We start from the raw sequence: 22,488 nt of genomic DNA, 5'->3' as shown, positions 1-22,488 counted from the left end.
GTATTATTTATTAATGTTGTAGCCAAATTATTAACTGATAGTTGTATGGGTAGGACTATCTATGATGTTATAGCCGCATAACAAAGTGGAGATACAAGGTTGATGCATTTTGACCCAACACAAAAATCCACTCAAAAATATGTATTTCAAGGCATTTTAAACATATGTTGCAAATTGATTAATAAAAGAAAATAATCGGCTCCTAATTTTGTTTCAAAGAGTCGATTATTATGAAGCCAGCGAGAATTATAATATCCCTAATACAAGTGGCTATTTTAACTTTTTTGATAATTAAAGGGGCCATTTCTGGTGATGTGCATGTTATTGGCTCAATAAAACATACAATACAACCTACCGCCGAATCTTCTTCAAATTACAGTGGACTAAATAATACAAAGGTCATTCAACTGCTTAAAATTGAGTTATCTGACGAGGCTAAAAAACTGCTGGTGAGACGCATAAAAGATATCGCCACAGATCATTCTCAGACTTCACTTTCATTGCTAGATGCCGAAACTCCTAAAATGGTTCAATTGGCTATGAATCATGTTCCTGTTCTGGATCAAGGGCCACATGGAACATGCATCACATTTGCCATAACTGGCGCGCTTGACGCCGTGATTGGACAAGGGGATTACATTAGTCAACTTTGTCATTTACAGCTAGGCAATTACTTAGAAAAATATGGATATGCTCTGAGCGGTTGGGATGGCAATTATCCTATTGCAGTAATAAATCAGATTGAACAGTATGGAGTTGTGAACAAAGAAAAACAAACAACTGTAGGATGTGGTGGTTTGACTGAGTACCCCAATCATTCGAATAAGAAACCTGAGACTTTTATAGATCCCAAAGAATACAGCACAATGAATGAGCTAATCTTCGGTAAGATAGTGAATTGGTCAAATATCTATTGGAGAATCAGTTCTTCCTGGACATTAAATGAAGTAAAAGAAGCGCTTCGCTCGGGCGACCGATCTGTTTTTGCGATCATGCTACCGCGTCTTGACATAGGTGTTGTTGGTGCTGTTGGAAATTATAAAACCAAGAACGATACTTGGTTAATCACCTCAGATGTGTTAATGGGTTTATCAAATATACAAGCGGCCCATGGAATGATCATTACTGGTTACGATGATAATGCGGTTGCTGTTGATAATTACGGTAAGAAACACACCGGATTATTAACCCTACGTAACTCTTGGGGGAGTAACATGGGGAATAATGGAGAGTTTTATATGTCATACGATTATTTTAGATTACTGACATATGATGTAAGACGTTTTTCGCCCAATTAAGAGCATGACCTAATATTCAACCCAGTATATCTTGGATGCATGCAAATGACGTCGTACTTACTAAAATGTAGGCAGGATCCTAAAATTAGAGAAATTCTGAAATCCATCCATGACAAGCAAAACGATGTGCAGAAATTAGAACAACTGCATAGTTAAAATGGAACTACATCAACTTGGCAGCCATTCTCGCCAGTGATAATGGCTATAAAATTCTACAAGCACAAAATCGAGTTTTGACAATCTATTTATAATTCCAATATAATACAACCATAATACTATTTGGACAATTTGTTTAATATGAGTGGTAAAGGCTTAGCTTATTGGCGACAAGCTTGGCAGGATGCAGGGTTTGGTAATAATTATGAGAATGCTCTGTATTTGTTGAAGCGTTATGCACGCCAATCATTTAATACTTACGGCAAGGACGTCGCCAATTTTTATTTTGGTGAATCAAGAAGTATTTTTGCTCCAAGTATTAGTCATAAGAGTTGTCGCTTAACTCGTGATGAAAGAAGCATGGAGCGTGTTATAAAAGATTTGCAAGGTATTCTTGATGGCCGCCCAATTTATCAAGATGGGGATTTGCATAATATACTTAAAGTCTTTGGTGAAAAGATGAAGCAGGATTGCACGACATCTTTTAAGATTGTACAAAAGCCATCCTTTTTTGAACATTTTATGTTCCTTGAATATTTTCTTTCATTGTTGCAGAAATGTTTTGGGAACGATCCAACTGAAAAAACAGGAAATGGTTTCTCTCCGAAAAATTAAAAGTACTCTGTTTTTCCTTGATCTTAAAATATAACCCACTGCATCGATGCTGATTTTACCTTAAAGATTGCCTACCTTGTGGTAGGCAATCCAATTTAAGACAAATTGCGTTTTGCAAACACTTCCATCGCCGCAGTCAAAAACTCGACCAAATCAGGATGATAACGATTAAAGAAATCACGAAAATCAGGATGGTTGAGATAAGTTTGCCCAAGCCCTAAATAAGTATCTTTGGTTGGCGTCCAACAATTTTTGACCCAGTCATAGTGCTGTTGAATAAGGTCCTGTACTTCCTTTGATTCTATATTAAGGCCTTGTTTAACTGCATTAGCAAGTGCAAGATTTAATTGCTCTCCAGAAGCTTTAAATGTCTCCCAATCAGGTTTTTTCCAATGAGAAACTTTTGCCCAACTGTCATCAATTTGTTGCTGTGACATTACGCCCGCTTCAACCAGATATTTTTCATGTTCTTGTTGTTTGATGGGGTCAAATCCCTCAAACATTTCTTCGATATTCATTTTATATTGTCCTCTTAAATGGGAAATGGTTTTATCAATCGTCTGTATGAGTGTTTGTGTTCGCTCAACATTAGACTGCAATGAGGATTTTTGTTGCTGTAACGATTTTATTTTATCGAAATCATTGCAGCTCAAAATTTCCTTAATGTCGTTAAGAGGAAACTCAAGTTCACGAAAAAACAGAATTTGTTGAAGTAAAAGTAACTGCTCTTCCTGATAATAACGATATTGATTATCACCATAGAATGCAGGCTTTAATAAACCAATTTCATCATAAAAGCGCAAAGTCCGGGTGCTTATACCAGAAAGCTTCGCTATTTGTTTAATTGTGTACTTCATATGGTATTCCTCTTAAGCCACAAGAGACACAATAAGGGTTAACGTTGCGGCAAGGTCAAGTATTATAATCTACTTTATAAATTCATTAATTTTTAGCAAGCATTCCCTGATTGCTATCCAAGCCTAATTATGTTGTCCATAAATTATTTTATCTGATATATTTGAGGCTTTGGTGTTCAAATGTAAGTCTTTTGGCAGTTGATGTTCTAACCAATTCATTTTAGCCCTCTTAAGACTAGTTTTAGAGGTTAACTACGAATTAAAATCCAAATAATAAGAGGATAATACATGAAACTGATGTTGGTCATTGGTATAAACCTTGAAATAACAAAATGGAGCGTAAGTGAATCCAGATCTCCATTCGATGAGGATGATTATCTGTGTGTTTATGAATGCATTACGCCAGAAGAGGCTAACCAGATGCTGGAAAATATAAAGTCAGCATTCAAGATGGACTATCCTATGGAGTTGGATATAGAAGAGCAAGAATCCTTATCATCGGAATATTATCTAGAAACACATGGAATTTATGTTGTTGCATCAATGAAGTTTTTAGAAAGATATTTTGACGGGAAAGTTCAGGAGGTTCATCCGGAAGACAAATTCGGAAATAAATCGTTCTATATATACAAGTCAAAGATGGGGCAAGATGATAATTCACGTGCCCGTTTAATTATAGTAAATACCAGTAAAGATTCACTAACAATTAAGCGTATATCACCTGAACAAATTGAGGAGTCAGAGTTAATTGATTTTTCGGAAGAATACCTGGGTGCTACTTCATATACTAAAAGGAATAAGGGGAGTGCTCAAATAAAAGCAGCCTATAATTTTAATGGACTATTCTTACCTGGTGATAATTTTAATGTACTTTGGTTACCTGCCAAGCCTCATCAAGGGCATGCTATGTTTACTGCCTATGGATGTACGAATCATAAGATTGCTAAAATGCTGGAAGCAAAAATTAGAGATGACGAAAAAAGGAAACAAAAAGAAACACCGTTGGTAATTAATAGTGAACACATTACTCTGGTGTGTGAGGGGCCTATTTTATTGGCTTCAGGGAATTATTTAGAACAAATGTATGGTAAGCCAATTCATGTCTCTCTAGTCAATGATTTGGTAAGGCGAGGTCTTGCTGATAAACAGGCGCAACAACGAGCAACTGCTGTAGATAAAATCTATGCTGAATGGGATGCAAAAGTTCAATTAAGGAATCAGACTTATCTTTTAAAGCAACAAAGCAGAACAGCTCCAGTGTTCTTCCCGCCGCAATGGATTCCAACTGGACCCTATCAAAAACCTTCGTGCGCATCTTCATTCAATAGTGAAAACACGATTGTTCCCAAACCTGAACCGCTACCGTATCCTGCAATTCTTATGAAGGAAAAGACCGTTGTTCCAAAGCCTGAGCCACTGCCATATCCCTTTATTACCGGGAGACAAAGTTCTCTAACAACTCATGAGCAAACGAAAATGGTTGCTCCACGAGCTCAATCAATATTCCATGAGTCTGATGCAAATGAGCCGTTAAAAGCCTTTACTGAAGAGGAGTATTTGGGCCTTTTTCAGTAATAGATTAAGCAGTCCATAGCCAGGTTGCAAGCAACCAGGCTTCGCTTTTTTGATATACGAATACTCAAACAGAAATAATGTCAATCTACCTTTTTGCCAGTCGGTTTTGCACTGATTTTTGCGGGGGTAAGGTTATTAGTGATCCGCGAGACTGCCTTATCTACTCGGCGCTGAAGCGTGATTTCAACCATTACTGTTTCATTTGGATGAATAATTTTGTTCATGTCGGTAAGCGAGGAATGAAAATCAAGCAACCTATAATAGGCGAGGGCTTGGTTACTTGACTCAGGGTATGCCTTAATACGTAATCCCAGATTACCTTTCATTTTGGGCGTATTAATCCCTGCCTCCATGATGTCGTAGTTAAGAAAATAAGTGAGTTTTCCTCGATTATTCAAGTTTTTTTGGCGATCTACGAAGAACCCTGTAGGAAGTGCCTGCTCGCTATATTTGGGACCAGCAGTTAAATAGAGATCATAATCGACAAGATGATTGCCCCGGTCATCAATAAGCCGGAAAATAATCATGGAGTAGCGATTGGTGATATATTCGCGCTTAAAGATAAGCGTGTTCACTGATTCTTTATGCTCATTGTTCTGAGTTTCTTTAGTAATCTTATCGAGCTCTTGTACTAATGTATTATAAGAGGCAGGATTTTTTACTTGCAGGCATCGCAGAACCCATATTGCCGTGGGATGAGTGGCGGCATTGGCCATAGTAACACTACGGATGATTCCGATATTTTTACCGGAATGCGAAAGCCCAGGAAGAACCCCAAATGCCATTGGTTTTGACCGTATCATTTGGGAGAATGCAAGATTTTCACCGTTATTTCCCTCCTGATGTAGTTTCAACAGACTATAATTCATATTGGTAGCCGCCACGCGTACCACTCCATCAGACCCAGCTTCCCCCGTGTAGGAGTTAAGTGCATCATAAAGTTGGCGATCAATTTTCTGGCCGGTAAGTACAAAGGAATAGATACCATAAGCTGTGCAATCGTAATCAAGCCAACTTTCATTAAGTTGCCAGCTCATATCGCTTCCGAGCTCAAGCCAATCAAGTACACGTTGCCCAGGTTCAACACCTTCAAAAAAACTCTTTATACGGCCTAGCCGAGATTTACCAAGTTGTGCAAGAGCAGAGCCGTGGTTGGTAGGGGCCAGCATGATAAGATGGCTCAAGGGACATTTCGCAAGATTATTCTTAAAGTATAAATCCATCCATTTTCGTACAATGGGGCCACCGGTAGAGTGCGTAATACAAGCAAAACGCTCCCCATCTCGCAGCTTATCAGCAATTTCATCACGTAATGCCTCATCCAATGCACGGGCTATATCGTCAACCGTTATCGTATCGTCAAAGCTGATGTAGTGCCCGAGATAAATATTGCCAACCCGGATATCCAGCGTACCGTTTTTGCTCTGACTTGCAAGCCATTGGGGAAGCTCCCCATAAGTATTGGTATGTGTGACACTCCAACCATGGACGAAGATAACAATCATGATGCTCCTTAACTGATTGACTCTACAACAGGACATTGTTGAGTAACTCGCTGATATTAGATTATTTTAAACTTGAACCTCAAGTTTTTTAGTTTGGCCTCCATGATTAGATTAATTAAGATGCTCTTCTATGAAGAAGAGGCTATCAAAGTGCACAAAGGGTTTTGGAAGCATCCATCTAAATCCGCATAAACATACCGCAACACACATTTACAGGACTTACGAAAAACCCCAATCTCTTTGTTAAAAAATGTTTTTAATTCGGTCATTTAGTCTATCTAAACTCCCTCATTAAAAACATTTTTTGCCTCGACCTTGAGATTTTTCGTAAGTCCTGATTTATAAAGAATATACTCATTCATCAAGTTTGAGATTGTAGATTCTGGTTGCTTGTTTCTTCAGTTTTAAACAAGGTATATTGGTCAATTATCATTAAAATATCCCTATTAATCTAAAAAAGAGAATGTATTTTGAGACGCAATAAATTTTTAAATAAGGTGCTTAGATGAAGATTATGGAGATTCATATTGCGCAATTAACTATTCCATTAATTCGCCCATTTATAACTGCGGTAAGACGTACTGAATGCGTTGAGGATGTGGTGGTAATGATTAAAACGGATAGTGGCAATTGGGGGTATGGTTCAGCTGCTTCAACTCCTGCCATCACTGGAGACAGTACGGAATCTATTATCTTTGCAATTAAAACCATTCTTGGTCCGCAATTAATTGGACGAAGTATTTCAGAATTGAATTTATTACTCCAAATGAATAACCAGGCCATAGCAAGGAATACCTCGGCAAAAGCGGCCATTGATATCGCATTGCATGATTTATTTGCCCAACATTGTGGCTTACCTCTTTATAAATTGCTGGGCGGTAATACGAACAGCATTAGCTCGTGTATTACGATAAGCGTTAAAGAGATTGATGCGATGGTGCAGGATGCGGTTGACCTCGTCAATCAAGGGCACCAAACTATAAAAATAAAATTGGGATTAAATCCAATTGAAGACATCAAGCGCGTCCATGCGATTCGTCAAGCGGTAGGTGATTCTATTACGTTACTTGTTGATGCGAATCAGGGATGGTCTTATGACGATGCCTTGAAGGTTATTGAGTCATTGAAGCAACAGCATTTGAATATTGCTTTGGTCGAACAACCTATTCGTGCTCAAGATCTGCTGCACTTAAAGGCTATTAGCGAACAGGTAGACTGTCTGATTATTGCCGATGAGGCGTGTTTTTCCCCTGAAGATACTCTGAATATTGCAAAAATTAATGCGTGTGATGGGGTCAATATTAAGCTAATGAAATCGGGTGGCATTGAGAATGCGCAAGCGATCTATAATATTGCTAAATCAGCACACATGAAAATCATGGTTGGATGCATGCTGGAATCACCCATTGGAATTGCTGCTATCGCCAGTTTTGCTTTAAGTAAGCCGGATATCTTCTATGCAGACCTTGATCCTATTTATTTGATTCGTGACAATTATGTACTTGGTGGGGCGCAACGCCTTGGCGCTAAAATCATTTTATCAGACAAACCTGGTTTGGGAATTGAAGGTATTTTCCAGGGATTAAATCAGATTGGAGTGATCCATTAATGTCTTTTTACATTCAGTTAGCCAGTTTAGGTATTATTGTTCTTTATGCTGTAATGCTATTTCGCAATGTTGATGCGTTAATCGCGACCGCAATCTGTGTTGGACTGGGCTATTTGTGGAATCTAAGCAGCCCAATTGACATCGGAAACTCTATGGCTAATGCGTTAGGCTCATTCATGGCCTTAGTTGGTTTTATTATCATGCTGGGTCATGGCTTAGGTGAGATCTTAACGCATACTCAGGTCAGTCATACCTTGGTGCACCAAGTTGTTTATGGGATTGGGATTAATACTCAGCGACGCGCTAAAATTGGCATTGTACTTTCATCTTTTATCATTGTAGGTTTGCTTGGCACTTTGGCAGGAGGGTTAGCTATTTTAGCTCCCAGTTTACGCCCTATTGCAGGTTCTGTTGGACTATCACGCCCCAGTTTGGCTGTGTTAATGCAGGCTTCAGCCGAAGAGGCTTTAATTCTTGGACCTTTTGCTCCTCCAGTCGTGGCGTTACTGGGTGTTACAGGACTAAATTATGTGACGGTGCTTCTTTATGCATCTCTTCCAGTGGCCTTGGTTACTTTAATTACTACGTGGGTGATGGCTAACCGATTACAACGAAAGTATGCGAATGAATCTTGTGAAGATGAGGATACTTCAGAGCCATTTGCGCCCAGTAAACAACAAAAGCGGGCTACTTTGCTCTTCTTAATTTCTTTTATGGCGTGTGTCGTCTATGGTTTATTGGCTCAGGCAAAAACCACCTATGTCATTTTTGTCATGTTATTTCTAGCGCTGATTACGGGATTGGCGAGTCAATTAAGTTTAATCCAAGTTTTTAAATTGTTTGTTGAGGGGATGCAAAAAAGCCTACATCTCTTCTTTTTGTTTATTTTGTTTGATCCTTTTATGGTTTTAATTCATCAGGCGGGAGGATTTATTGCATTAACAGAATTATTAACCCCCTTAATTAATTTAGGGGGCAAACCCATATTATCGATGTTAATTGGATTCACAGGTGCTTTTGGCATGCCGGGTGCTGCGGAAGCAACCATTAAAATGCTGCATCAGCTTTTTTCTCCTAGTGTCCTTCAGATGCAATTGCCCATGATATCGTTCGCTTTGTGCATGATCTTCGCGACCCGTGTGACTAATTATGCCTATCCTGGTGCCAATATGTTTGCTGCGATGGGCTTTGCTGGAAGCGAAAATGTCAAAGCAATGATACAAAACGGACTAACTGTCACTGCGGCACAAGTCTTATTTCTAATTGTATACAGTTTATTCTTATGATTGAGCGTGTTCATAAAGTTAGGTTGGGTCGTGACTCAACCTAACTAATTTTGCGGAGAATGAGAGTAGGTATATTCCTGGTTGCAAGTGACTAGACTACGCCTTGTTGCGTAAAGCAATTGCTATGAATATGTAAGTCCAACCACTGATAATCATATCAATCGCAATAAACAATCCGATGACCCATAATCCACTCATTGGCCAGTGTGATAAAATCATGATACCAAGTATTAAAGTGCATATCCCCGCAAATAAGATCCAACCCCACCCCTTGGTGTGCCGTAAGGATATGGACATGCTAATGCGAACAATACCGATAACGATAAGCGTCCATGCGAGTAATGCAGTAATGATAGTTGACGCTAATAAAGGATCATATAAGACGATGCCGGCGCCAATAAGGTAGAGTATTGCAATGAGAATTTGCCAAACCGTACCTTTCCATTCTTTATGTTTAAACGCATCAGCAAAGTGCGACAATCCTGAAATCATGAGTAATGCAGCGAAAAAATACATGCTGACTATGGTTAAGAAGATATCCATTCCTAAACCAATAACACCCAAGACCAAGAGCAGAATTCCAAAACCTAAAAACCATCCTCTATGTTGCTGCATGATTTTTGTGTCGGGATGAAGTGCACTGTTAGTTACATTTTCCATATCAGTTCCTTTTGATCTATGTAACTTTAAATATAGCCTATTATTAATAACTGAATGATTATTTTGTTACCTTTTCCTGTTTAACTACTATCCAACACCATCTAATACCTTTTCTATAGTTGGAAGAATAGATCATAAAATGGAGTTTATTGTAAAGTTACATTAAATGCTGTCGATCGTTTTGAAGGCGAACGTATTTTACTGGATATTCTTAAAAAAAATGGAACATCTAGACCGTAAAATGTAGACAGTTCGAGACGTGGAATTGAAAAGGGGATAAATGTAAGATGAGATTAGTTCTATAATTGAAAGATAACTACGACGAAAAAAAGTAGATATGAACACTCTTCATAAACGACTGATTCGATCTTCAACTGTAGGGACGCTTGTCATACTGGCACTCCTTTTTATTCCTGCGGGCACCCTGGACTATTGGCAAGGCTGGATTTATATGGTGGTGACTGGTATTGAATCCGCTGCATACAGTGTATATCTAGCAAAACATGATCCTGCTCTTCTTAAGCGTCGTACCGAAGTAGGCATATCGTATGAAAAGGAACCCGCTCAGAAAATCATTATCTTTTCTCTTTATGTTACCTGTCTTGTACTTGTCGTTCTGCCACCACTTGATGTACGTTTTGGCTGGTCGTTAGTACCTTGGTATATTTCGATCCTGGGTGACATGTTGGTTGCATTTTCATTCTACGTTTTCTATCTTGTATCGAAAGTAAATACCTATGCCGCCGCCAATATTCGCGTTGAAGAGGGGCAAAAAGTAATTACGGCGGGTCTGTATGGAGTCGTCCGTCACCCGATGTATTTTGGTGCTATTTTTCTTTTTATCGGCACACCGCTTGCGCTTGGATCATGGTGGACACTGCTGTTGGTTCCCGTCTTCTTATCCATTCTAATTGCCCGTATCCTGAATGAAGAAAAAATACTCGCCCGGGATTTGCCCGGATATAGGGAGTACCAAAAATAAGTCACAACTCGGCTTATCCCATTCATTTGGTAACTGCTATGATTCGCAAAACAATAAATAGTCAATTCTCTGCTGTTGCTGTGATTATGAGTTGTCATTGCGAGGTGCATAAGAGTAATTTGCAAACAATCAGTTGATACGTACTATAATTTAATTTCAGGAGGTAAGATTATGGAAGTTGACCTTTTAGATGATTATAAAGATATTCTTTCCCGACATGGGTATGATGAGAATGATTTCGATTTGACTGAGAAAGATGAAACTGATTATGCTCAAGATCCTTATCTCATCATTGGAAAAGTTAGCATTCGATGTAAAGCCACAGATATAACAAAAACGTACAATACCGGTTATGCAACTATTTGGCCAACTGATTTTGAAGATGATTTAAGAAATGGGTATTTCAACGATACAATTTAGGCTTAGATTATTGTGACGCTTCGGTTGCAACCTGGCTGCGAACAACCAGGCTACATTTCCGTTTTAGATGCAGTTTTCTGAGTTTTATCCACGCTTTGGTAGTGCTATAAATAATGAGCCTGAGTGATTTAGTTGATTTGCTTCCACACCAGCTTGATCTCCCTCCCCCTTATAGACGTCCACATGAGCTCCCATAATAGCGCCACCGGTGTCTTGAGCGACACACCATGAAGTCGATTTTTTGCAATTATAGATAAAACTCATTCCAACAGGGATTACCTTGTGATCTGTTGCACATGAAGCATGTGGCGTAAGAGAAATATTTTCTGAACCATAAGGGCCACCATCTTCTTTAGCAAAAAATACATAGCTTTGATCGCGATTTCGCAAGTCGGCGGCTTTATCACGGTTAAGAGGGTTATCCAAATATTGGCGAATTAGCTTTTCTGATGCAGCACTTTGTCTAATTGCTTTAGACACATTGCAGCGCAACTTTGCTTCATCATGACATTTAGGATCTTTAGCACAACGTTCTATTGTATCCAGGTTGCCGCCGCAGGTTGGGTCTTGTGCGCATTGGACTATGCGACCTAGCATAGTACGGGGCCTGCCGTTGGCGCCATCGTAATTGATATGGAATAATTTGCCATCAAGAATTAATGAGCCAGAGCCTTCAAGCATTAAAAATGCTGGGTCATTTGGATCTTTAACGTAGCCAATTATATATTTTGGATTTAAAGCTCCATGCTCAATCTCTTCTCTGTCCGGCACTACAGAGTATGTGCCATCGGCGTTTTTCAGACAAAATCCACGTGCCATTTTAGTCAGTGGGTCGACTCCGCAAAGAGGTGCTTTCAAATTAAATTTTTTGCATTCTGAAGCTACATTTACAACACCTGGATTACTGTACATAGGATATAAAAATCCGTCGCCACGTTTAGTGCGCGCTTCAACAGGGGCTGGTGCATAATAGGCAGTAAATTGAAATTCACCCTTTTTAAATCCGGCATGATTTTCAGGCCATCCTTCGCTTTTATACCAGTCAAATTCAGTTTTGATGCTTGATAAATATTTTTGAAAATCACCACGGGCAGCTTTAGCAAGAGCGAGCATTTTTTTGTTGATATTATGGCACCATTCCTGGCGTTTGAATTTATGACCCGCGATAGTCATGGTCTGAAATTCACCGCGGCTTTTATTGCAGTTTTCAATCTGATTATTTAATGCTTTAATCACTTCATCCATATTACCCACAGGGTTAGCTAACGGTAGCTCTGATGCCGAAATTTTATGAAATTTAAAGCGCAACACACCGGGTTCTTTAGCAGCCATTTTCTGTCTTGTGGTAAAGTCCGCGAGTCTTCTAACATCTAAGCAGCGCTGAATCGGATCAGCAGGAAGGGTTGCTTGAGCGATGATGCTAAAAGTCATTAGTGCAATTATTAACGCTGATTGAAACATTGGTATCCTTTACCAGCCATTATTATGTAACAAGATTATATAGGACTATTGACTCGTCATCAAAGATGATGAACATAGATGAGATGCAGAAGTGAATCAATCCAAGTGTAGCCTGGTTAGAGCATTGGTAAAAATGCGATTAAATTGTTATAATTGAGCCAACTTGAGTTAAATTTAAACCAATCCCTCATCATTTTTATCGTCAAAGGTTGATGTATGCGCCATCAAGATATTACCGACATGCTTAAAAATACAACGAAACAAAGCGGTTTCTTTTCGAGTGAACTTACTACCTGGACTTGCGTCGAAATTTTTTCAAATCAGGAATGAACGATACTTTGGTTAAGGATTTTTCTGGACTGAAACTGGGCATTGAAATTTGTTATGATAGCATGCAAAGTGCTTTATCTCATTTTGTTAATGACAACAATATGTCCTTAGATGTACAGCTGATTATCGCTGATGGCGCTGAAAAACCTACTTTAGTGACTCGGCCAGGGACACTTTTTATTAAGGTTGAGAAACAGGCAAACCAAACGGTGATTGGTATGATAACTAATACTTCTAATGCTACTTTTGATATACAACCGGCCATCTTCTTAGGCTGCGTTGAAGAAAACGATCTCATGTGTTTTAAATTTAGGTGAAGCTTAGCCTGCAACCTGGAGTACCAGATTATTGCCATAAAGGTTGAGGCAAGATGCTTGAACGCTTGAGCATTTAGTTGATTAAATAATCTCAGTATAAAGACAATATCTGAACTATAATTTGATTTAAAGTTAATTAATTTGGTTTTTTATGAAGTTGCCAAAGGCCATTGTTCCTTATTCAAATAAGGATGCTGCTCTTCTTGCGAATAAATATGCAAGAGAATTTATAATAGAGGGCGGAACTCAACTTATCAATAATACTTATCCTATTGATAAGAAAAAAAGTCTTAGTGATGCAGTAAAAGATGTAAGAGAACAATCTCAAAAAACCGTAAACTCATGGTTAGAGTTTGACTATTATATTTACGAATTTTATCAATCGGTTGAATGCAGTAAGAAATATTCAATTGGAAATTGTAATGAGCTCTCGGAATTAGCTTTGGATTATATTGCTCATTATGCTCCTCATGTAAACGCGGAAGTTTTTCAATTAATGGGCGGAAATCATGTGGTACTTGTAGTTGGAAGACAAAAAGGGAGTGATCCGCGTAAACCAGAGACTTGGGGTAAAGATGCTTATATTTGCGATCCTTGGTCCGATGATGTATATCCTGCCTCCGAATATCTGGCTCGAACTAAAAATTACTATCAGACCTATGACGAGGTTTTAGATACATATACTAATCATGTAGAAGATTTTAATCCTTCCAAACATACTTTTGGCCTGATTCGAAATTATAATACCGACTACATCAGAAAATATAATACTCAAGAACACATTATGGAGGTTTTTGATCTTTTTCAAAAAAAACAGCAAATGATTGTTGAGGCAGCAGTAAATTTAGAGAGGGCTCTTATTACAATACGCAATAAACTAGAAGAAAAATATGGCGAAAGTAATGAAAAATATCAGATTATCCAAAACAAAATAAACCAGATAAAGAGCGCCACGGAACAACTCACTAGAGATTTTATAACGCCAATTGACGAATCAAGTAATTATTATGAAACCATATCTCAATTAGATAAGACTCTACGACAATCAATTAAGACTTATATTAAAGCAGCGGAACTCTCAAAAGAAGAAGCAATTACTTTAGCTAAACCTGTTGCAAAGACCGGACGACATAAATTTTTTCATTCAAAATACGATGTGGTATCAAAAATTAATGATGCGTTAGAGGAGTCTAGTGATATGTTAAAAAATGTTACCGGAAAGAAGTAACTAATATAAAATCCAAGCTGAATATGAGCGAAACAAATCAGCAAAAATACCTTCTGAGAGCTTTGCTTTTTTAAGTTTGAAGAGTATTTAAGTAAAAGGCAATTAGTTAATATGGAAAATTATGATGCTTGCATGTATATTCCCCCCCAAATCCTAGTTTAGGTTAAGGATTTCCTTTGATTCAAGGATATAGTTTGGTTGCACTATTTTCCTGGAAGAAATGAGTGCAACATTATAAAATGTAGTGATGTCAGTCGCCGAATTCTGTGAGCAAAAATGATTTCAATGTTTGCAATCCCCAATTGTGATACTGTAAAAAAAGCACGAACGTTCCTGGAGAAAAATAACATTGATTATGAGTTTATCGATTTCAAAAAAAATCCCCCGAAAGCAGCACAAATAAAAGCATGGGCTGATTACTTGGGCGAACTTCCCATCAATAAAAAAGGAACGACGTACCGAAAATATAAAGACCATTATGAAGCATTGAGTATGTCGGAAAAAATAGATTTTATTATCGAAAATGCATCGCTCATTAAGAGACCTGTTTTAGTCGAAAATGGCAAAACAATTGCCTTGGGTTTTAATGAAGAACAATATAATGAATTATTTACGAATTCCTGAGGTATGATTCCAATCTGTCCTTAAAAAGATAATTAATGAAAGTAAGGCGCAAAATAATTCCGGATTTTGACGGCTAAAAATCACTGGGAAATCCTGGTTGCGAGCTACACGTACTGCACCTAATTAAAGTCCTAATAGAGAGCCAATAGTGTCCATAATCAATTAAGATGCTCGTTGATTTCTAAAAATGTACCTTGTTTTTTGTCAGAGATTTCTCTTTACGAATTTATTCATCTGAAAAATAAGTATTATATAATTTTATGTATGTATTATCTTTTTCTATTGCTTTTAATACATCATTAATACGATCGATTAATGCTTGATTCTTGGGTGATGCCAGAATTACTATGCCATCTCCAACTTCATCTACATCGCCTAATGGCCTAAATTGATTACCCCCTTCATGAGTCCAATAATTTACTGATGAGCGATTGAGAAAGGCAGCCGATATGGTTTTATTGTGTATATCTGCCAAGACATCTTCAACATCTTCATAGAGTTTAATTTGAAATAGTTTTGGATAATGTTCTAGTAAATATTCATAAAACACCCCCCCATTGAGCGGGTTTTGCAAAATACCGACAGTTTTTCCTTGTAATCCGTTAATTGAATCAATTTGACTATTTTTCAAAACGAGAAACTGCCCCTTACTTAACATATAAGGCAAGCTGAAAATGAAATTAGTTTTTAGGTCATAAGATATCGGAATACCTCCCATTGCCAAGTCAACTTTACCCTCTTGTAGTTTTTTGTAGAGCTCATTTATTCCCATTGGAATAAAGTTACATTGTTCTTTTAAGCGCTGGCATAGCAATTGTGCCAAATCAATATCAAATCCATTTTTTGGAGAGAAAATGTAAGGTGGTTTAAATATAAGAGTTCCAATATTAATAGTGGCATAACCCATTGAAGAGATAAGAAGACCGAGCGCCATTAAAAAGGTTTTAATTGGCATTATTTTAACTCCTTTTAATAATTCACAGATCCATCCTTATATTTAAATATAATACCTAGAATATATAATAGTTAAAAAATATAAATATTTGTTTCAGGAAGGATTTTTCTTTTATCTATTCATCGTGGGTTTGTACACCTTTTTAGCCCGTTCATGGGACCAGCTATCGTGACCCCATTTGAGTTGATTTTAACACCGAGTACGTGTTGTTGACTGGGTGAGGGCGCAAGTCGTAACCCGGGTTATGCTGCATTTTACTCACCTTTATTTTCTTAAAGAGCCGCTGTGGCACTATAAGTGTGTGAATGAGGCGCAATTAGATAAGAAATGGCCTGCTTATCTAAGCTGTGATCTCTATTATAATTATAATCAACGTCCGGTCTTGCCAATGATTGAGTTAGTGACATTTTTAACTCGTTGTGTAAATGCTCAAATAGATGCTTATCAAATGTTAATAAATTTGTTACGTGCAGCTCCAGTACCAAAGCAACCCAAGGAGTAGCATGTGGAATAATTGCTTTTAAGATTTTTTGCAGTCTTTCCTTTTCGATGGGGCTATCTTTCTTAATCTGAGCGATGATTATTGCAAAATCTGCATGTCGTTCAAGTGGGGCATGGCAAATAATCGTTGCAAATTGTTCTGGAGATAGAACCCGGGCGGCCATTTCACAAAATGGTTCTTGAGTATTTCTAAAAATTTCCCAAAATTTATTTTCTTTCAGAGCACTTTCTAATTGCGATTTAGTTATATTCTCTAAAATAATCTTTAGCCTATTTTCTCTACAATCTATATTTGATTTACTGTTTAATGTTTTCGCATCGAGTAACCAAATGTGGTTTAGCAGATGTGTATATCTTGCTGCAGATGCGGCTTGTTCTACAAGCATTTTAATTCGATAATCGGGCAAGCTATCTAAATCTGCAATTATTCTTTCTGCATTTAACATAAATGTTGGGGCATTTAAATCGCGTATGAATGCATCAAAAGCCTCATCACTCCAATTCTTTCTTTGAACAGCGCTGCTCGCGTAGACTGGCTTGGTAGCCGTCGGCACTGGAGCCCATTTTCTTGCAGGATGGGGTGTTGGTATGCTATGCGATGTGTTTGATTGCGAGGCTTCATGCTGTTTTTCATGCGTTTGAAAATTAACTTGAATGTAATGGTCGACCAATTTTGTCAGTTCGAGCTTAAAGGATGGTGGATGCGCCATATGGCTTATCTGATCGATGAGCGACATTCTGATGCTCCCTGTAGCATAAGGCATAATTGAAACAAGTTTACCTAATAAGTATGGGCCGGGTTTGAGTTTCTTGATCATTGAGTTTAGCGTTTCATGCCGTGTGCTATTGGCTGCAAACAACTCCAATTGCTTACGCGTGAATGTATTCACTGCACTATCAGCAAAGGCGTCCTTATTTAATACGTTTAAGAAGTCGGGTGAGTCAAACGATGCTTTTAATTGTTCCTCAGAAAGAGCTTCGAGCATTATTGCAAATTTGCTTGCTTTATTTTCTCTTTTTGAGACTTCAAATTCAAATCCGTTAAATTGACGCCATAAATAATCCAGTTCAGTTGAACCAAACTTGCCGTTTTTTTTGTTGGCACTGAGTTTACTTACAAATAATTTAATGTCCTTGTTGCTCATCTGTTCCAAGCGATCCCAGAAATCATTTTTTGCAGAGGCTGGATTTTTGATTAAGGTAACTAGTGTTTCGATATAGAGTTCTTTTACTTTAGAGGAATCATCTTCTCTTTTAATTGGAGCTTGTGCCTCATCTTGAGCTATAAATTGATTAACTTTAACTAGGAATAGCTGAATTTTCGCAGAATCATTGGCCTCATGGGATGAAGTAGCTTGAGGTATCCCTGCTTTTATTTTTAACTCGGTTCGGGAAAAAAAGCGATCGGAAACAGTGCTTGGTTTGAGCGTTGGACTCGTGTCTTTGGTTTCTTCCGTGGCTTTTGAGATGACAATTGGAGCGTTATCCTCGACATGTAATTCAGTGGGTTTGCTTTTTACCAACGGTTTCTTTTGTTCGCCAGACTCTAGAACATTGGGTCTGAAACGTACTAATTCTATTCCGAGAAGAATTATATTTATAGAACCAAAGGAGGCTATTCTTATTCCTTCAAAACCTGATTCCAGTGGGTCTTTTCTATCAATAATTCCCTTTAACAAGCCGAAAATTCCTCCTAAAAGAGAAATGGGGGAGGTTAATATGAATCCGAAGATACCAAGCAAAATAAGCAAGAGACCGCCGATACGCTTTAAATAATAAGATATTACGGATTCGTTTAAAAAGTTAAGGAGCATATTTTAATTCCAATATTTGAAAGTTTAGGTGCCAAACTTAAACCGTTTGAGTTCATCTCTCACACGATGCGTTGCTTTTCGTCCTTCATAAATGGTTGCTTGGGGTCGATCGAATTTCCATCAAACCAATATGATGAATCTTAGGTGTAATCAGGACATAATTTCTAAGTCATTCAACGATGTGTATCGTTTGATATGAACATATAAGGTCTTCTCATTTCAATAGCCAGAATCTTTTGTCATTACTGAAAATGTAATTATGCTAGCGTCCACTCTTGGTCAAATTTTTTAATATCCAACGAAAAAAATCCCGAACAACTTGTCTAACAAGAGTATTCTTACTGATTGTTACCAATATAGAAGATTCTGAGCTTGCTGTTTTCTCTTGCCCAGGTGCAGATGAGGAATCCATAGCTGGGTTTTGTTTCTTTTCTGCCAGCATTTCTGATGCCGAATGCGGATTTTCTGCACGAGCATAGCGTTGATACAAATGAGATTTGCTTAGTATGTGCTGTGCTTCATCCTCAGTCAAGACACCCATTCTTGATTCTGGTGGTCGAATCAAACATTGAATTAGTGGGGTTGGCTGTCCTTCTGCATCAAGGGCACTTAAAAGCGCCTCACCAATACCCAGTGTAGTTAACATGTTCTCTGTATCATAATGAGTTGATGGCGGAAAGTTTTGGGCAACTAATTTCATTGCTTGCCGATCTTTTGCTGTAAATGCTCGTAGTGCATGTTGAATTTTTAATCCGAGCTGCCCCAAAACAGCCTCCGGGATATCGTTTGGAGTTTGAGTGCAAAAAATTAAGCCGACACCTTTAGAGCGAATTAATTTAACAATCGTGTCTAATGTATTTAATAAGGCTTTACTGGCATTTTTGAAAATAAGGTGCGCCTCATCAATAAATAAAACTAATTTGGGCTTATCAGGATCACCCAACTCGGGTAGTTGACGGTAAATATCAGTAAGTAATTTGAGCATAAATGTTGAAAACAGTTGTGGCCGATCTTGCATGTCCATTAAACGAACAATGGAGATAATTCCCTGGCCATTTTCGTCGCATTGTAATAAATCATCAATTTTAAACGCGGGTTCACCAAAGAAATCTGCGCCACCTTGGGATTCTAATTCAACAATTTTACGCATAATGGAGCCTATAGAGGCTGTAGCGACACTACCATAGCGAGATTCTATTTCTGAATTACCTTCTTTACTTTGTACATATTGCAATAAGGCTTTAAAATCTTGCAGATCAATAAGTGGCATGCCATTGTCTTTAGCATATTCAAAAAGAATAGTGACAACTCCCGCCTGGGTTTCATTGATTCCTAACATCCTTGAAAAAAGTAGTGCACCAAAATCAGAAACAATTGCACGTAAAGGAATTCCAGAGACCCTGCTTAGGGTAAATAATTCTACGGGATATCCGCGTGGATTAAACGATAATTGAAGCGATTTGCATCGTTTATCAATACCTGAATTGACCTCGCCTGGCATTGCCAAACCGGAAATATCCCCTTTAATATCCATGACCAGACAAGGAACCCCAGCCAAAGACAATTGCTCAGAAAGCACTTGCATGGTTTTGGTTTTCCCACTACCTGTAGCTCCAGCAATTAATCCATGGCGATTAAATGATTTGAGTACGAGATTAACGGGGGTATCTTTTAATAATTTATCTTGAACAAGAATACCTCCCATTTGTAAGGATGCGATACTTTTAGGTGTTTGATAAGGAGTGCTGAGATCGTCATACATAAAAACATCCTTGTTGCAGTTTCATATGAATTAATTATATGCATTAATTTAGATTATTGTTGGATCCAGGAGCAATCTTCATTTAGGGGGCAAATGAACACAATTAAAATGCACGGTAAATGAGTTTTAGGATAAGCTTTTAATAACTTCCCCTGTATATCTATATTTTATGTTAGATATTTCATTTTCTATTGTTAAATTAACTTTATAGATCGCATCATTAATTGCCTCTGTCATCAGCCCACATGTTTTTGTTTTATTATCCAATTCTGAATAGGCGGGATCCAAGGAAAGTTCTATAATTTGGTGAGTACCATTCACCTTTGCTTTAGCAAGTCCATTACTGGAAGAGCCTTCAACAACCAATGACTCTAATTCCTCCAATTTTGCGGCGATTTCTGCTTCCATCTGGATTCCTTTGGCCCTAATTACTTTCAAAGTACCGGCTCCAAGGCTTTTCAACATATCCTCATCGACTGTAAACATATTTGCGGATTTCATTATTCTACCTCCTATATAGGTATGCTTAATGTGTTAAATCAAAATTTATGCGAAGTTCTTTATAACTTGGGTCCTTCTGCGTTTGCGGGAATGTTTGTTTTTCCCAGCCCGTATTGTTCTAATACTTGAGGTACTGCAGTAGTCAACTGTTCTAATACCACTGAATTATTGCTAACACCTCGAGCAAAATTATCGAATGCTCGTACTGAAATTAGACCAATAATCGCCTGCATGGATTCTTTTGTATCTTCTGTTTTTGAACCTCGTTCAGCGATGACTTTGATGAGTTCCCCGCCGGCATAGATCGAGGCTGAATAGCAATTGGAGCGAAAAAGATTACACGATTGCTCATCACAAATCGCTTTATTTGTCCTCGCTATGACCTCTTTTATTTCCTGCCCCCGAATTACCACAAATTCTGAATGAGCAACATCCTCTTTATTAATTTTTCTTAATGCGATAGATGAGTGAAAAAAAGGAGATTTTTGTGTGATATCTGCAAAACCCTGTTTACGTGCAAAACCCACTTCAAACAGTTCATCATCGTTAATCGTATCTAAGTCATCACTGAGCATCTTTTCTGGTTGAACACGTACTTTGGGCGTTTGCCCTTTTTTTGCAAACATTTCTACTACAAAATCACTGCCAGCAAACAAATCAAAATGTTTCTCGTTATCTAGCTGGGTTCCTAATGACTTAAACCAGATAGAGCTCGAATGTATTTTGTGCTGTAGATGCTCCTTGGGGGTTTTTTCAGTATCTCGAACGTAACCGGGACTTTGCCTACCTAATATGAGCCAATTTTTTTGATCTGCATCGACAATATCAGAAGTATCATTGATCATAGTTTGCAATGCCGTCATGTCTTCCTGTAATTGTTTATACTTGTATGCATCATATGCAAGAAAAAGAGTACCAGCTCCAGCTGAGCCGATTAATTTGCCAGAATGTCGACTTATTAGTCCAAACATAATTATCTCCGCAATAATCCATTTTTAATGATGCTTTGTATTATTATAGATCACCATGGAATTTAATTTTGCATTGCGTGCTGTTGACGATAACTGATTACTGTGTTAAAGATACTAAATAAAGTACACTCTGTGTTGAATTGGCATTAAATGGAGTTGGAATTATGCGTGCAAAGTTAGCAAAGATAATAAGTCCTCAAGAATATACGAAGAATGGATCTGCATGGAGCCGGTATGCTATGTTTCAGATGAGAAATAAATCTCCAAAATTATTGACTAAAGATGAAGGGGCTCATGCAGAAAAAACAATTTCATTACGCCCTGAATCCATAGAGCCCGATAAAATGCGCTCATTGGATGATTCATCTAAAGGCGATACCTTTGAATTAATGTTTGCGACCAAACCCGGGCTACCGCTTCCTTACATGCCGATCAGCCATTCTGCTATTGCTTTAAAAAACAGTAAGGATGGTTCTTTTTCTATATATGGACGCCAAAGTCCGTGGGATTTCTCACAGTGGTTGCGAAATGGAGTAACATTTCATACCCAAAAAGATAATGAAAAAAAATACTTAAGTAAGGGATATAACTTTGTTGGCTATCCAACAGGAGTTTCTTTTAGCCAGCAAGAAATTAATAAATTTCTTGATTCTGCAGATCAACTCATTAATCAACAACAGATGTGCAACATGTATCGCTCCAATTGCTACTCTTACTCAACTACAGCATTAAGCTTTGCTATTGAAGCGTTATTGGAACGTCCTCATTTTGATGCCAAATCTATCAGTCGCATCATCGATGTTTTAGAAGAACATCCCTTGCAAGATCATTTTTCTATTGGCGTTCGGAATAATCCGGTTGTTGTTGATAAGCTCACATCGGTTCTTTCTGCGGTTCAAAAGAAAACGGCTTCTTTACAAGCTCCTTCACAAGCCGACAAGCAATTGCATGATAAGGCTGATCTTTTATATACGAAACTTAAAAATAGCAGTCAGGATGAGAGCAAATTGACGATGGGTTAATAGGTAAGTTCATTATTATTTTTGATAGAGTTTTAATCC

Annotated in this window: 20 protein-coding genes; 11 read left to right on the top strand and 9 right to left on the bottom strand. The window is 37.9% G+C overall.

From position 1 onward, the window contains the following. The first annotated feature begins 230 nt into the window (after positions 1–230). Positions 231–1,298 (top strand): C1 family peptidase, encoded by a 1,068-nt coding sequence (locus tag ELY20_RS12715; RefSeq protein WP_110142848.1) that lies wholly within the window; start codon positions 231–233, stop codon positions 1,296–1,298. A 297-nt stretch (positions 1,299–1,595) separates the two neighbouring features. Then, a complete protein-coding gene (locus ELY20_RS12710) occupies positions 1,596–2,069 on the top strand; it encodes a hypothetical protein (RefSeq protein ID WP_110142849.1) in 474 nt (157 codons plus the stop codon). 95 nt (positions 2,070–2,164) lie between these two features. On the opposite strand, the gene ELY20_RS12705 is transcribed toward ELY20_RS12710, so the two are convergent. Beyond that, a complete protein-coding gene (locus ELY20_RS12705) occupies positions 2,165–2,926 on the bottom strand; it encodes a MerR family transcriptional regulator (protein ID WP_110142850.1) in 762 nt (253 codons plus the stop codon). Between the two features lie 288 nt (positions 2,927–3,214). On the opposite strand from ELY20_RS12705, the gene ELY20_RS12700 reads away from it, so the two are divergent. Beyond that, positions 3,215–4,501, top strand: coding sequence for a hypothetical protein (locus tag ELY20_RS12700; protein ID WP_110142851.1), 1,287 nt, complete (start codon positions 3,215–3,217; stop codon positions 4,499–4,501). 80 nt (positions 4,502–4,581) lie between these two features. Here ELY20_RS12700 and plaB read toward each other — a convergent pair whose 3' ends face one another. Beyond that, positions 4,582–6,006, bottom strand: a complete 1,425-nt coding sequence (gene plaB, locus ELY20_RS12695) for a phospholipase PlaB (RefSeq protein WP_110142852.1) — start codon at positions 6,004–6,006, stop codon at positions 4,582–4,584. A 505-nt stretch (positions 6,007–6,511) separates the two neighbouring features. Between plaB and ELY20_RS12690 the strand changes: the two genes are divergently transcribed. Both ELY20_RS12690 and ELY20_RS12685 read left to right on the top strand, forming a co-directional pair. After that, positions 6,512–7,615 (top strand): dipeptide epimerase, encoded by a 1,104-nt coding sequence (locus tag ELY20_RS12690; protein WP_110142853.1) that lies wholly within the window; start codon positions 6,512–6,514, stop codon positions 7,613–7,615. Next, on the top strand, positions 7,615–8,901 hold the full coding sequence (locus ELY20_RS12685) for a Na+/H+ antiporter NhaC family protein (protein ID WP_110142854.1): 1,287 nt from the start codon (positions 7,615–7,617) through the stop codon (positions 8,899–8,901). Before ELY20_RS12690 ends, ELY20_RS12685 begins: the two co-directional genes overlap by 1 nt. Before the next feature lie 96 nt (positions 8,902–8,997). On the opposite strand, the gene ELY20_RS12680 is transcribed toward ELY20_RS12685, so the two are convergent. After that, complete coding sequence (locus ELY20_RS12680; protein ID WP_110142855.1) at positions 8,998–9,561, bottom strand: HdeD family acid-resistance protein; 564 nt, start codon at positions 9,559–9,561, stop codon at positions 8,998–9,000. 337 nt (positions 9,562–9,898) lie between these two features. Here ELY20_RS12680 and ELY20_RS12675 point away from each other — a divergent pair, with 337 nt between their 5' ends. Next, a complete protein-coding gene (locus ELY20_RS12675; protein ID WP_110142856.1) occupies positions 9,899–10,543 on the top strand; it encodes a methyltransferase family protein in 645 nt (214 codons plus the stop codon). 171 nt (positions 10,544–10,714) lie between these two features. Continuing rightward, positions 10,715–10,963, top strand: a complete 249-nt coding sequence (locus ELY20_RS12670) for a hypothetical protein (protein ID WP_110142857.1) — start codon at positions 10,715–10,717, stop codon at positions 10,961–10,963. Between the two features lie 84 nt (positions 10,964–11,047). Here the strand turns inward: ELY20_RS12670 and ELY20_RS12665 are convergent, their stop codons facing one another. Further along, positions 11,048–12,424, bottom strand: a complete 1,377-nt coding sequence (locus ELY20_RS12665; RefSeq protein ID WP_110142858.1) for an MltA domain-containing protein — start codon at positions 12,422–12,424, stop codon at positions 11,048–11,050. Between the two features lie 326 nt (positions 12,425–12,750). On the opposite strand from ELY20_RS12665, the gene ELY20_RS12660 reads away from it, so the two are divergent. The 3 genes from ELY20_RS12660 to ELY20_RS12650 all read left to right on the top strand — a co-directional run bounded on the left by ELY20_RS12660 (position 12,751) and on the right by ELY20_RS12650 (position 14,923). Continuing rightward, positions 12,751–13,071, top strand: a complete 321-nt coding sequence (locus tag ELY20_RS12660; RefSeq protein ID WP_110142859.1) for a hypothetical protein — start codon at positions 12,751–12,753, stop codon at positions 13,069–13,071. A gap of 151 nt (positions 13,072–13,222) precedes the next feature. After that, entirely contained in the window at positions 13,223–14,299 is a 1,077-nt protein-coding gene (locus tag ELY20_RS12655; protein WP_110142860.1) for a hypothetical protein, read from the top strand. Between the two features lie 276 nt (positions 14,300–14,575). Next, positions 14,576–14,923 (top strand): arsenate reductase family protein, encoded by a 348-nt coding sequence (locus ELY20_RS12650; protein WP_110142861.1) that lies wholly within the window; start codon positions 14,576–14,578, stop codon positions 14,921–14,923. Between the two features lie 226 nt (positions 14,924–15,149). Here the strand turns inward: ELY20_RS12650 and ELY20_RS12645 are convergent, their stop codons facing one another. From ELY20_RS12645 to ELY20_RS12625, 5 genes are all read right to left on the bottom strand, one after another. Next, positions 15,150–15,878: a transporter substrate-binding domain-containing protein gene (locus ELY20_RS12645; protein ID WP_110142862.1), complete on the bottom strand. Its 729-nt coding sequence runs from the start codon at positions 15,876–15,878 to the stop codon at positions 15,150–15,152. A gap of 272 nt (positions 15,879–16,150) precedes the next feature. Further along, positions 16,151–18,193, bottom strand: coding sequence for a hypothetical protein (locus ELY20_RS12640; RefSeq protein ID WP_110142863.1), 2,043 nt, complete (start codon positions 18,191–18,193; stop codon positions 16,151–16,153). 262 nt (positions 18,194–18,455) lie between these two features. Beyond that, complete coding sequence (locus tag ELY20_RS12635) at positions 18,456–19,955, bottom strand: helicase HerA-like domain-containing protein (RefSeq protein WP_110142864.1); 1,500 nt, start codon at positions 19,953–19,955, stop codon at positions 18,456–18,458. 126 nt (positions 19,956–20,081) lie between these two features. Beyond that, entirely contained in the window at positions 20,082–20,456 is a 375-nt protein-coding gene (locus ELY20_RS12630; RefSeq protein WP_110142865.1) for a YbaB/EbfC family nucleoid-associated protein, read from the bottom strand. A 59-nt stretch (positions 20,457–20,515) separates the two neighbouring features. After that, positions 20,516–21,427 carry a hypothetical protein gene (locus tag ELY20_RS12625; protein ID WP_110142866.1) on the bottom strand — a complete coding sequence of 304 codons (912 nt, stop codon included), beginning with the start codon at positions 21,425–21,427 and terminating at the stop codon, positions 20,516–20,518. A gap of 164 nt (positions 21,428–21,591) precedes the next feature. Here ELY20_RS12625 and ELY20_RS12620 point away from each other — a divergent pair, with 164 nt between their 5' ends. After that, a complete protein-coding gene (locus tag ELY20_RS12620; RefSeq protein WP_110142867.1) occupies positions 21,592–22,449 on the top strand; it encodes a hypothetical protein in 858 nt (285 codons plus the stop codon). The last annotated feature ends 39 nt before the right edge of the window (positions 22,450–22,488 follow it).

It is taken from the genome of Legionella qingyii, assembly GCF_003990155.1.
In the GTDB taxonomy this organism is placed as follows: domain Bacteria; phylum Pseudomonadota; class Gammaproteobacteria; order Legionellales; family Legionellaceae; genus Legionella; species Legionella qingyii.
This window is presented reverse-complemented; position numbering and strand designations above follow the sequence as displayed.

Excerpts from the sequence above, each read along its gene's own strand:
- ELY20_RS12715 (WP_110142848.1), top strand. The coding sequence starts at position 231 with ATGAAGCCAGCGAGAATTATAATATCCCTAATACAAGTGGCTATTTTA.
- ELY20_RS12710 (WP_110142849.1), top strand. The coding sequence starts at position 1,596 with ATGAGTGGTAAAGGCTTAGCTTATTGGCGACAAGCTTGGCAGGATGCA.
- ELY20_RS12705 (WP_110142850.1), bottom strand. The coding sequence starts at position 2,926 with ATGAAGTACACAATTAAACAAATAGCGAAGCTTTCTGGTATAAGCACC.
- ELY20_RS12700 (WP_110142851.1), top strand. The coding sequence starts at position 3,215 with ATGAAACTGATGTTGGTCATTGGTATAAACCTTGAAATAACAAAATGG.
- plaB (WP_110142852.1), bottom strand. The coding sequence starts at position 6,006 with ATGATTGTTATCTTCGTCCATGGTTGGAGTGTCACACATACCAATACT.
- ELY20_RS12690 (WP_110142853.1), top strand. The coding sequence starts at position 6,512 with ATGAAGATTATGGAGATTCATATTGCGCAATTAACTATTCCATTAATT.
- ELY20_RS12685 (WP_110142854.1), top strand. The coding sequence starts at position 7,615 with ATGTCTTTTTACATTCAGTTAGCCAGTTTAGGTATTATTGTTCTTTAT.
- ELY20_RS12680 (WP_110142855.1), bottom strand. The coding sequence starts at position 9,561 with ATGGAAAATGTAACTAACAGTGCACTTCATCCCGACACAAAAATCATG.
- ELY20_RS12675 (WP_110142856.1), top strand. The coding sequence starts at position 9,899 with ATGAACACTCTTCATAAACGACTGATTCGATCTTCAACTGTAGGGACG.
- ELY20_RS12670 (WP_110142857.1), top strand. The coding sequence starts at position 10,715 with ATGGAAGTTGACCTTTTAGATGATTATAAAGATATTCTTTCCCGACAT.
- ELY20_RS12665 (WP_110142858.1), bottom strand. The coding sequence starts at position 12,424 with ATGTTTCAATCAGCGTTAATAATTGCACTAATGACTTTTAGCATCATC.
- ELY20_RS12660 (WP_110142859.1), top strand. The coding sequence starts at position 12,751 with ATGAACGATACTTTGGTTAAGGATTTTTCTGGACTGAAACTGGGCATT.
- ELY20_RS12655 (WP_110142860.1), top strand. The coding sequence starts at position 13,223 with ATGAAGTTGCCAAAGGCCATTGTTCCTTATTCAAATAAGGATGCTGCT.
- ELY20_RS12650 (WP_110142861.1), top strand. The coding sequence starts at position 14,576 with ATGATTTCAATGTTTGCAATCCCCAATTGTGATACTGTAAAAAAAGCA.
- ELY20_RS12645 (WP_110142862.1), bottom strand. The coding sequence starts at position 15,878 with ATGCCAATTAAAACCTTTTTAATGGCGCTCGGTCTTCTTATCTCTTCA.
- ELY20_RS12640 (WP_110142863.1), bottom strand. The coding sequence starts at position 18,193 with ATGCTCCTTAACTTTTTAAACGAATCCGTAATATCTTATTATTTAAAG.
- ELY20_RS12635 (WP_110142864.1), bottom strand. The coding sequence starts at position 19,955 with ATGTATGACGATCTCAGCACTCCTTATCAAACACCTAAAAGTATCGCA.
- ELY20_RS12630 (WP_110142865.1), bottom strand. The coding sequence starts at position 20,456 with ATGAAATCCGCAAATATGTTTACAGTCGATGAGGATATGTTGAAAAGC.
- ELY20_RS12625 (WP_110142866.1), bottom strand. The coding sequence starts at position 21,427 with ATGTTTGGACTAATAAGTCGACATTCTGGCAAATTAATCGGCTCAGCT.
- ELY20_RS12620 (WP_110142867.1), top strand. The coding sequence starts at position 21,592 with ATGCGTGCAAAGTTAGCAAAGATAATAAGTCCTCAAGAATATACGAAG.